Genomic DNA, 10,520 nt, shown 5'->3' on the forward strand with positions numbered 1-10,520 from the left:
CCCCGCCGCGCACCAGCCCGCCCAGCGCCAACGCCCAGGCGCCGAAGCCCAGCGCCGCCAGGCAGATGGTGGTGATGACCTGCGCCACGTTCTCAATCAACTCCGCGCGGGCGATGATGGAAAAGGCCAGCTGGCGCTCCAGCGCCATCAGCGGAATCACGCGCAGCGAGGACAGGAACAGGCCCAGCGCCAGCGCCCACACCATGGGCACCGCGCCGTCTCCCAGCGCGTAGCCTCGCGTCAGTTGAGGGGCCAACAGACAGACGGAGGCCACCACGACGGCGGTGAGCGCCTGGTGGCACCAGAAGATGGTGAAGGTCTCATCCCGCGTGGGCTCGTGCGGCTGGCGGACCAGCGCCGCGCTCAGGCCCAGGTCGCCCAGGAACACGCCCAGGGAGGCCGCGTAGGACACGATTCCGAACAGACCGTAGTCCGACGGGAAGAGCAGCCGGGACAGGAACAGCGCGCTCACCACGCGCAGCCCCTGGGACGCCACGGTCCGGGCTGCCAGGACGAACATGCCCTTCAGGGCACGCGCCTTCACTTCGACGGAGGTGGCTTCAGGCGCTGCGGTCGCGTTCATGGGGCGGGGCGGCCCGCTCCGGGCGGCATGGGCAGGGGAAATGCTACCGACAGCGCCCAGGGCCTACAAGCAACGCGCGTTGCCCGCACGGAGGGAGGCCCGGCTCGCCTGCCTGGGCGCCGCGCCAGGGTTGCCCTTCCCGAAGCGCCAGGGCTACGGTCCGCCCACATGCGCCCCGGTGGAAACATCCTCCAGTTCCTGAAGCGCGAAGTCCTCGTGGGCGAGCACGAGGTGCTGCACCGCACCTTGAAGGAGGCGCTGGTGGGCACCTGTGACAGCGTGCTGGACATCGGCTGTGGCTCGCGCTCGCCGCTCCACAGCTTCTCGCACCTGCTGCCGCACACGGTGGGCGTGGATGGCCACCCCGCCAGCATCGAGCGCAGCCGGGCCGCGGGCATCCACCGCGAGTACCACTGCATGGACCTGATGGAAGCGGGCCGGCGCTTCGGTCCGAAGAGCTTCGACGCCGTCGTCGCGCTGGACGTCATCGAGCACTTCGACAAGCCAGACGGCTTCCGGCTGCTGGAGATGATGGAGTCGCTGGCGCGCAAGCGCGTCATCATCTTCACGCCCAATGGCTTCCTGCCCCAGGACGAGTGGGACGACAACGTCCACCAACTGCACCGCTCCGGCTGGGAGGTCTACGACTTCGAGCTGCGCGGCTACCGCGTCACCGGCATGAGCGGCTGGAAGCCCCTGCGCGGTGACTACGCGCTGCCGAGCATCCGGCCCCTCCGCCTGGGCAGCCGCCTGTCCATCCTCACCGAGCCCTTCGCCACGCGCTGGCCCCGTCACGCCTTCCAGCTCCTCGCCATCCGCGACATGGACGTGTCCTGACGCCGCGCCATGCCTCCTTCGCGCACCGCGCCCGCGTGGCACGTCCTCACCGGCGAATACCCGCCGCGGCCCGGCGGCGTCGGTGACTACACCCGGCAACTGAGCCGCGCGCTGGCGGGCACCGGGCAGGAGGTCCACGTCTGGGCGCCCGGAGAAGGCGGTGTCCGCGACGAGGACGGCGTCACCGTGCACCGCGTGCCCGGACTCCTGACGCCTGGCGGGCTGCCCGGCCTGTCGCGCGGGCTGGATGCGTGCCCTGGGCCCCGGCGCCTGCTGCTCCAGTACGTCCCCCATGCCCTGGGGCTGCGGGCGATGAACGTCCCCTTCTGCGCGTGGTTCGCCGCGCGGCGGCACGACGCGCGCTGGGTCTACATCCACGAGGCGGTGCATCCGTGGAGCCCGCGCGCCCCCTGGCGCCACCACGTCCTGGCGGGCGCCACGCGGCTGATGCTGCACCTGGTGGCGAGCGCCGCGGACCGCGTCTTCCTGTCCATTCCTCAGTGGGCGGAGCACCTGCCCGCTCGCGTCCGGCCCCATGCGGCCTGGCTACCGGTTCCCAGCAATCTGCCCGTCACCGTCGCCAGCAGCGCCGTGGACGCGCTCCGCGCGGAGCTGGGTGAGGGGCCCTGGCTGGGACACTTCGGCACCTTCGGGCGTCTCACCGCGGAGCCCCTGGAGGCCGCGCTGGTGCCGTTGCTGCGCGACGAGGGAGCGCGCCGGGCGTTGATGCTGGGCAGAGGCAGCCGTGCCTTCGTCGAAGGCGTGGAGACGCGCCATCCCGAGCTGCGAGGCCGGCTCGTGGGCAGGGACTCGCTCATGCTGGACGAGGTCGCGGTGCACCTGGCGACGTGTGACGTGCTCCTGCAGCCCTATCCAGACGGCGTGAGCACGCGGCGCACCACGCTCATGGCGGGGCTGGCCCTGGGGCTCCCCGTCGTCACGAACACCGGGAACCTCACGGAGCCCCTGTGGCGCGAGCACGGCGCCGTCGCCTTGTCCGAAGGCACGGCGCCCGCTGGGTTGGTGGAGCGCGCCGAGGCCTTGCTGGCGCGCGCGGACACGCGGCGAAAGCTGGGCCAGCACGCGGCCCGAATCTACCGCGAGCACTTCTCGCTGGAGCGCACGGTGGAAGCGCTGCTGCGCGCCGGCCCGCCATGACGTCCCGCCTTCCGGCGCGGCTGGCGCTGCTGATGGACCCGCGCGAGGAGGGCTGGCCCAGCATGGACCTGGTGGGCGAGGCCCTCCTGGAGGGGCTGGCCGCGCATCCCTCCGAGGTCCACGCGACGGCCGTTCGGCCCGTCATGCCCGCGGTGCTGCGGCGACTTCCCCGCGTCGGCGCGCGCGACGCGGCGTTCAACGCGGACCGGCTCCTCACCCGCTTCGGCCTCTACCCGGGCCGTGCGCTGTTCACCCGGGGCCAGTACGACGCCTTCCACGTCGTGGACCACACCTACGCGCAGCTCGTCCACGCGCTGCCCGCGGCGCGCACCGGTGTCTACTGCCATGACCTGGATGCGTTCCGCTCCGTGTTGGAACCCCGCCGCGAGCCGCGCCCCGCGTGGTTCCGCGCCATGGCCCGCGCCCAGCTCGCGGGACTGGAGCGCTCGGCCATCGTGTTCCACAGCACCCAGGCGGTGCGCGCGGAGCTGCTCGCGCACGGCGTGGTGCCGGAGTCGCGGCTCGTCTGGGCGCCATATGGCGTATCGCCCGAGTACCGCGCGGAGCCCACGCCTGGAACGCCCGATACCCGCGAAACCGTGCTCTCACCGCTGGGGGGCCGGCCCTACCTGCTCCACGTCGGCAGCGCGATTCCTCGCAAACGCCTTGACGTGCTCTTCGCCGTGTTCGCGGCGCTTCGGGCGCGCGCCCCGGAGCTCCGATTGGTTCAGCAGGGGGGTGCGCTGAACGACACACAGCGCGCGCAGGTGGCGGCGCTGGGCATTGGCGATGCGTTGCTTCAGCCGCCTCGGCAGGAGCGGGCCACGCTCGCGGGCCTCTACCGGCACGCGGCGGCCGTGCTGGTGACGAGCGAGGCGGAGGGCTTTGGCCTCCCCGTCATCGAGGCGCTGGCCTGTGGCGCGCCCGTGGTGGCCAGTGACCTGCCCGTGCTCCGGGAGGTCGGAGCAGAAGCCTGCACCTACTGCCCCGTGGGTGACGTGCCCGCCTGGGTGGAGTCCGTGACGTCGCTGCTCACCGGACGCGGCGCGCAGCCCTCGCGCGAGGCACGGCTGTCACGCGCCGCGCGCTTCACCTGGGCCGCGCACGCCCGCACGGTGCTGGACGCCTACCTGCGGCTGCTGGACACCTCCACGCGGTGAGGTCAGCGGGCCCCACCCAACCCGGAGCGCTCCGTCCGCTCGCGGCGTTTCGGACATGCCCGGGGTCCCCGCGCGAACACAGGGCGCAGCGGCGTTGCCTGTGCCTCAAGCCCTGGCAACGCGCCTTGACCCGGGAGGAGGTGTTTGCTTCGGTCCCTCCGCCGTGCGCGTCCTCTTCCTCAATCCCGTGGGCATTCTTGGCGGAGCCGAACGCGCGCTCCTGGATTTGATGGCGTGTCTGAAGCAGCAGGACGCGACGCTGTCACTCCACCTGCTGGCGGGGACGGCGGGGCCGCTGCTCGACGAGGCGCGCGCCCTGGGCGTGGACGCGCGGCTGCTGCCGCTGCCGGAGCAACTGTCCACCCTGGGTGACAGCGCGCTCCGAGGACACGGTCCGCTGGAGGCGCTGCGCTTCGCCCGCCGCCTGGCACCCGCGCCCGGCCACCTCGCGGACCATGGGCGCGCGCTCCGTCGCGACGTGGCCGAGGTAGGCCCCGACCTGGTGCATTCCAACGGCATCAAGACGCACCTGCTCAGCGCCGCCACCGCCGGGCTGCCCCTGAAGCGGGTGTGGCACATCCATGACTTCCTGGGCGAGCGGCCCCTGGTGCGCCGCGCGCTGAGGCTCCTGTCGCCGCTCGCGTCGGCGGCCATCGCCAACTCGCGGGCGGTGGGCGACGACACGCGCGACGTGCTGTTCCGGGTGCCCGTGCACGTCGTCTACAACGGCGTGGACACCGCGCACTTCTCCCCCGGGCGCGCGGACGGCGCGAACCTGGACCTGCTGGCCAGGCTGCCCGTGGCCCCCGACGGCACCCTCCGCGTGGGGCTGGTGTCCACGTATGCCCGCTGGAAGGGGCAGGATGTCTTCCTCGAAGCCGCGGCGACGCTGACGCGCCTGCACCCCGCCCTGCCCGTGCGCTTCTACCTGGTGGGCGCGCCGCTGTACCAGACGCCCGGCTCGCAGTTCTCCGAGGACGAGCTGCGCAGGCTCATCGCTTCGCGAGGGCTGTCTGAGCGCGTGGGCCTGGTGCCGTTCCAGTCCCATCCCGCCTCCGTGTACCGGGCCCTGGACGTCTTCGTCCACGCCAGCACCCGCCGGGAGCCCTTCGGACTCACCATCGCGGAGGCGCTCGCCTGCGGGCGGCCCGCCGTCGTCTCCAGCGCGAGCGGCGCGGCGGAGGTGCTCACGAACGGCGTGGATGCGCTGCTGATACCTCCGGGCGACGTCCACGCGCTGGTCCAGGCGATGCGCGCCCTGCTGGAGGACTCGGCGTTGCGAGCACGGCTGGGCACGGCCGCGCGCGGCACCGCGGCGGCGCGGTTCTCACGTGAACGCTATGCCAGCGAGGTGCTCACCCTGTATCGAGCGCTCGCGCGGAGCACTCCCTTCCCTGAAGGCCGTGGAGTCCCCATCCCTTGAAGCGGTCACGCCGGCTCATCACGCTCTCCCACTCCTACGTCGTCGGCCTCAACCGGCGCCTCGCCAACGAGATGGCGCGCGTGGGCGCGGGTGACTGGGACGTCACCACGGTGGCGCCCCGCTTCTTCCACGGCGACCTGAGCCCGCTCGCCTTGCGGCTCGAAGCGGACGAGCCCGCCAGGACGGAAGCCGTGCGCGCGTTCTTCAGCCGCTCGCTCCACGCCTTCCTCTACGGGCCGGAGGTGCGCGCCCACCTCGCGCGCGGCGCGGACCTGGTGCATGTCTGGGAGGAGCCCTACGTGCTGGCCGGCGTGGAGTTGGCGCTGCTCACGCCGCGTCGGGTCCCGCTCGTCTTCTGCACCGCGCAGAACCTGCCCAAGCGTTACCCGCCGCCCTTCGCCCAGGCGGAGCGCTTCGTGGTCCAGCGGTCCGCGGGCTGGGTGGCGTGGGGTGAAAGCGTGCGAGACAACCTCCTCACCCGGCCTGGCTATGCGGAGCGTCCCTCGCGCGCCATTCCCATGGGCGTGGACGTGGACCTGTTCCATCCCAATCGCGCCGCGGGCGAGTCCTTGCGGCGCGAGCTCGGCTGGGAGACGTCGGGCCCGCCCGTGGTGGGGTTTCTCGGCCGCTTCGTCCCGGAGAAGGGCGTCTCCCTGCTGATGGACGCGCTGGACGCGCTCGACACGCCCTGGCGCGCGCTCTTCGTGGGCGGTGGCCCCATGGAAGGCGTCCTGCGTGCCTGGGCGGCGCGACATGGAGACGCGGTGCGCGTCCTCACTGGCGTTCCACACTCGGGCGTGCCACGCGCGCTCAACGCCATGGAGGCGCTCTGCGCTCCCAGTCAGACGACGCCCAGGTGGAGGGAGCAGTTCGGCCGCATGCTGGCGGAGGGCTTCGCGTGTGGCGTCCCCGTGCTCGGCAGTGACTCGGGAGAGGTGCCACGCACCATGGGCGACGCGGGCCTCGTGCTGCCGGAGGCGTCCGTGTCCGCCTGGACGCAGGCGCTCGCGAGCCTGCTGGAGAGCCCCCAGCGCAGAGCGGAGCTGGCCCTCCGGGGACGAGAGCGCGCCGTCTCCCGCTTCTCGTGGCCGGTGGTGGCCAAGGCCCACCTGGACTTCTTCACCGAGGTGCTGGAGCGGCGCGGCTAGCGAGGCAGGCGCCTCAGCCCTCGCGCTCCACCACGTCCACGATGGCCTGGGCCATGGTGTCCCACGTCCCCGCCCGGAGCGTCTCCGACAGCGCGGCCACATGGGGCGCCCAGGCCTCCGCGTGCTCGCGCCAGGCCTCCAGGCGCCGCACCAACGCCTCCACGTCATCCGGCGCGTCCAGCAGCAGGCCCGCCAGCGTCTCCGGGTAGCGCTCCGCCACGCCCGCCGAGCGGCTCACCAGCGCGGGCAGCCCGGCGCACAGCGCCTCGTGGACGTTCAGCCCATACGCATCATAGCGCGTGGGTGACACCAGCACGTCCGCGGCCGACAGCAGCAGCGGCACGTCGTCACGGAAGCCGAGGAACTGGATGCGCGGCCCCAGCCCCCTGGCCGCCGCTTCGCGCTCCCACGCCTCGCGCTCCGCCCCCGAGCCCACCACCTTGAGGTCCACGCCCCAGTCCGGCCGTGCGCACAGCCGCGCCCAGGCCTGGAAGAGGGTGTCGAAGCCCTTGCGGCGGTCCCCCAACGCGCCCACGAAGAGGGCCACGGGCCGGGACTCCGGCCAGCCCAGGGCCGCGCGGGCCGCGCGCCGCGCCTCGGGTGAGGCGGGGCGAAAGCGCGCCACATCCCCACCGAGGTAGATGACGCGCACGCGGGACGCCGCGACGCCCGTGGCCGCCACCACGTCCTCCCGCGTGCGCTCCGAGTTGGCGATGATGACGCGCGCGCGCCGCAGCGCCTGCCGCTCCGAGCGCACGTAGTACCGGTGACTCACGTGGCCCTTGAGCTGGCGCAGCACGCCGCCCGTGAGCTCGGAGGCATAAGCGCCGTGGACGTAGTGGACCCAATTGGCCGAGGCCACCGGGCAGTTGCCACCATTGGCCACGACACGCCCGCCCTCGGCACGGGTGCGCAGCGCCCAGGCGCGCCCCACGGCGCTCAGTATCGGCTCGCCGAGCAGATAGGCATTGGCGGGCTTGGGCACGCGCACGAAGCGCACCTTGGGGTGGCGCAGCAGGACGTCCGCCACCCGGTGTGCCACCAGCCGCACGGGGTGCCCCTGCTTCGCCAGCCAGAGCGCCAGCGCCAGGTTCGCCCGGTCCATGCCGCCGGTGTCGACGAAGTCACCGGCGATGAGCGTGTACGGTCTTCGCATGGGACAGGGCGCCGAAGAGCGCCGCGTTGAGCAACCAGAACTCCATGCCCGTCTGGCTCATGAAGAACGGATAGCTGAAGGTGAGCGCCAGGGCGCCCAGGTTGTATGCGAAGAGGACGCTGCCCCACAGCCAGAACTCACTCTGCGGACCATCCCGGCTGCGGGCGACCTGGAAGGCCCACCCCAACGACATCAGCAGGCCCAGCGGGTAGAGCAGCACGCCCAGGATGCCGCCGTCGTAGACCCAGGCCGTCCACTGGATTTCCGCCCACAACGACGGGCGCTCGCGGTCGCTGTTGTCGCCGAAGTAGGCATTCATCATGCCGTAGCGGCCCAGGCCCGCGCCCAGCGGATACTCAGGCAGCACGTCCACGAAGGTGCCCGTCAGGAAGTAGCCGCGGTTGCGGTGGTACACCTCATCGGGGCTCGACTCGAAGAGCGAGGACCAGCGCTTCATCACCGTGTCGCCGCCCACCGCCACGGCCCAACCGAAGGTGGCCACGCCCGCGGTGCCCACCACCGCCAGCAGCGTCAGGAACCGCCCCACGCGGCCACTCAGCAGCAGCACGCCGGCCAGGGCCACCAGACACACCACCAGCATGACGGCGGTGGCGCGCACCTGGGACAGGTAGATGCCGAAGAGCCCCACCAGGATGCCGCCCACGCTCAGCGCGCGCGTCAGCCCACGCCGGGACGACAGCAGGAAGCCGCCGCCCAGCAGCACCGCGTAGAAGCCGCCAGTGGAGGCGCCGCCCGGGATGTCCGTCAGGCCCATGGGCCGGAACACGCGCACGCCGTCCGCGGTCTCGAACTGGAGGCTGCTCACATAACCTTCGCCCTGGCCCTGCACCGCGGACGACAGCGCGGGCTGGAAGCGGCCGGGGAAGTAGACCTGCAGCACGCCCACGCCCGCGCTGGCCGCGTTGAAGAAGAAGAGCAGCGCGAGCGTGCGACGGAACGTCTTCGGGTCGATGGCCAGCCGGGTCACCCACAGCAGCGGCGCGGCGATGGCGAGTTGGATGGCCAACTGCGCCAGCGCCGCCAGCGGGGCACCGGTGCCAGGATTGAAGAACTGGAGCGCGGTGACGCCCAGCGCGGCCAGGACGAAGGGAAGCGCCGGGTGCTTCAGGCTCCGTCCCCGCACCAACGCCAGCAGCGCCAGGCTGACGCCGAAGGCCAGCACACGCACCGCCACCCGGAGCGGCGCGATGGCCTCCACCAGCAGCGCGAGCTGGCAGCAGATGAGCAGACCGACGAAGAGCGGCACCAGCCGGCCTGATGCCAGCAGGCCACCGTCCATGCGCGCACCTCGAGCGGCGGGCGGCGTGAGTGCGGTCCCCTCCAGAGCCGCCTCCAGCACGCCCCCTGGTGCGCGGCGCACGTACCGGCGCTTCAGCACGCCAGGGCCCTGGAGCTGGGGGGCCCTCACACCGGCACCGCCTGTCCGGCCAGCGCGCGCAGCGCCTCCTCCATTCCGCGGAGGAAGCCTCCCGCATCGCTCAGCGCCGCGGCACGCGCGGGCCCCGCCGCGCCCAGCCGGACACGCGTCTGGGGGTCCTCGATGAGCCGCCCCAGGGCCAGGGCCAGTGACTCCGGCTCTGGGTGGACGAACACCCCGCAGGAGGCATCCACGATTTCCAGCGCGCCCCCCATCGGCGTGGTCACCACGGGCAGGCCCGCCTGGAGCGCCTCCACGAAGACCAGACCGAATGCCTCTGGCAGCAAGTTGGGATGGCAGTGGATGTCCGCGGCGCGCAGCAGCCGCGACACGTCCGAGCGCTGCCCCAAGAACCGCAGCCGCCCCTCGATGCCCAGGTGCTTCGCCTGCGCTCGCAGCCCCTCCAGATAGGCTTCCTCATCCGGACGCTGCGCGCCGCCAGCGAACCAGGCGCGCCAGCCCGGCACCGCCCGCAGCCGGCCCAACGCCTCCAGCAACAAGCGCTGGCCCTTCCGCTCCTGGATGCGGCTGGCGTGGAAGACGACGACGTCCCCTTCGGCGGCCCCCAGCTCCTCGCGCACGCGCGCGCGCTCGGACGCCTCCAGCTTGGGCGGCGGCAGGGGCAACGGACAGTGCGTCACGCGCCAGGGCACCTGGGGATAGACGGACACCAGCGTGCCCGCGGTGAAGCGACTGTTGGCCAGCACCAGGTCGGGCGGCGTGACGCGTGCCCACCGGTCCAACCAGTGCCGGCCGGAAAGCGCGTCATGCTGGAAGAGGACCAGGGGAACGCCCACCGCGCGAACCGCCGGCCCGAACAACGCCTGGGGCCAGAGGGAATGGCAGATGACCGCGTCAAAGCGCCCCGAGCGCAGCAGCGCACGCAGCACACTCCGCGCGCGCCACACGGACCAGGGACGGCGGGTCCGCACGGGGCCCAGCAGGTGCAGCTCCGCGCCAGCGTCACGCAGCTCTTCCGCCAGCCGGCCCTCGAAGCAGAGCGCGAAGGCGTGCGACAGCGGCGGGTGGCGGCCCTGCTCGCGCGCCACCGTGTGCAGCAGCGTCTCGATGCCGCCGTAGAGGTTGCCGCTGGAGAGGTGCAGCACGCACAGGGGGCGGCTCATGCACTCCCCGCCAGGCGCTGAGGCACCACGTCGGGCGCCATCCCCGGCGCGGGCCGGCCCAGCGCCTCCGCGTACAGCGACAAGCTGCGCCAGGCCATGACGTCATGCCGGAACTCCGCCACCGCCCGCGCCCGCGCCTCACGCCCCAGCCGCCGCGCCAGCCCGGGCTCCTCCACGAGCCGCCGCGCCGCCGCCGCCAGCGCCGCCGCGTCGCCGACCGGCACCGTCAGCCCCGTCTGCTCATGCAGGCTCACCCACGCGACGCCCGAGTGCGCAATCGCCGTGTTCAGCACGGGCAGCCCGCTGGCCATGGCCTCCACCTGCGACAGCCCATACGCCTCGCTGCGGGCGTTGCCGCAGAACCAGAGCGCGGTGGCCGCGTGGAGCGCGCCGACCAGCGCATCCGGAGGCAGATAGCCCGCCCACGTCACCCGGTCCGCGACGCCCAGCGCGCGCGCCCGGCGTCGGGCCTCCGCCTCCAGCGGCCCCTGCC

The 10,520-nt window shown here is 72.9% G+C and carries 10 protein-coding genes; 5 read left to right on the forward strand and 5 right to left on the reverse strand.

Going from position 1 to position 10,520, the window contains the following annotated elements; all coding sequences use genetic code 11:
- Positions 1-583: oligosaccharide flippase family protein (locus G4D87_RS25635; protein WP_163784885.1), on the reverse strand; the 583-nt coding region annotated here is incomplete at its 3' end.
- 168 nt (positions 584-751) lie between these two features.
- On the opposite strand from G4D87_RS25635, the gene G4D87_RS25640 reads away from it, so the two are divergent.
- The 5 genes from G4D87_RS25640 (at position 752) to G4D87_RS25660 (ending at position 6,309) form a co-directional block, all read left to right on the forward strand.
- Complete coding sequence (locus tag G4D87_RS25640) at positions 752-1,420, forward strand: class I SAM-dependent methyltransferase (protein ID WP_163784887.1); 669 nt, start codon at positions 752-754, stop codon at positions 1,418-1,420.
- 9 nt (positions 1,421-1,429) lie between these two features.
- Positions 1,430-2,578, forward strand: a complete 1,149-nt coding sequence (locus G4D87_RS25645; RefSeq protein WP_163784890.1) for a glycosyltransferase family 4 protein — start codon at positions 1,430-1,432, stop codon at positions 2,576-2,578.
- Positions 2,575-3,738, forward strand: coding sequence for a glycosyltransferase family 4 protein (locus G4D87_RS25650; RefSeq protein ID WP_163784892.1), 1,164 nt, complete (start codon positions 2,575-2,577; stop codon positions 3,736-3,738). The genes G4D87_RS25645 and G4D87_RS25650 overlap by 4 nt, the downstream gene beginning before the upstream one ends.
- Before the next feature lie 163 nt (positions 3,739-3,901).
- Positions 3,902-5,161 (forward strand): glycosyltransferase family 4 protein, encoded by a 1,260-nt coding sequence (locus G4D87_RS25655; RefSeq protein ID WP_163784894.1) that lies wholly within the window; start codon positions 3,902-3,904, stop codon positions 5,159-5,161.
- Positions 5,158-6,309 (forward strand): glycosyltransferase family 4 protein, encoded by a 1,152-nt coding sequence (locus G4D87_RS25660; RefSeq protein ID WP_163784895.1) that lies wholly within the window; start codon positions 5,158-5,160, stop codon positions 6,307-6,309. Before G4D87_RS25655 ends, G4D87_RS25660 begins: the two co-directional genes overlap by 4 nt.
- A gap of 13 nt (positions 6,310-6,322) precedes the next feature.
- Here G4D87_RS25660 and G4D87_RS25665 read toward each other — a convergent pair whose 3' ends face one another.
- The 4 genes from G4D87_RS25665 to G4D87_RS25680 all read right to left on the reverse strand — a co-directional run.
- A complete protein-coding gene (locus G4D87_RS25665; protein WP_163784898.1) occupies positions 6,323-7,465 on the reverse strand; it encodes a glycosyltransferase family 4 protein in 1,143 nt (380 codons plus the stop codon).
- Positions 7,434-8,894: an O-antigen ligase family protein gene (locus tag G4D87_RS25670; RefSeq protein WP_163784899.1), complete on the reverse strand. Its 1,461-nt coding sequence runs from the start codon at positions 8,892-8,894 to the stop codon at positions 7,434-7,436. The genes G4D87_RS25665 and G4D87_RS25670 overlap by 32 nt, the downstream gene beginning before the upstream one ends.
- Positions 8,891-10,027 carry a glycosyltransferase family 4 protein gene (locus G4D87_RS25675; RefSeq protein WP_163784902.1) on the reverse strand — a complete coding sequence of 379 codons (1,137 nt, stop codon included), beginning with the start codon at positions 10,025-10,027 and terminating at the stop codon, positions 8,891-8,893. Before G4D87_RS25675 ends, G4D87_RS25670 begins: the two co-directional genes overlap by 4 nt.
- Positions 10,024-10,520: glycosyltransferase (locus tag G4D87_RS25680; protein WP_163784904.1), on the reverse strand; the 497-nt coding region annotated here is incomplete at its 5' end. The genes G4D87_RS25675 and G4D87_RS25680, both read right to left, overlap by 4 nt.

It is taken from the genome of Myxococcus vastator (genome assembly GCF_010894475.1).
In the GTDB taxonomy this organism is placed as follows: domain Bacteria; phylum Myxococcota; class Myxococcia; order Myxococcales; family Myxococcaceae; genus Myxococcus; species Myxococcus vastator.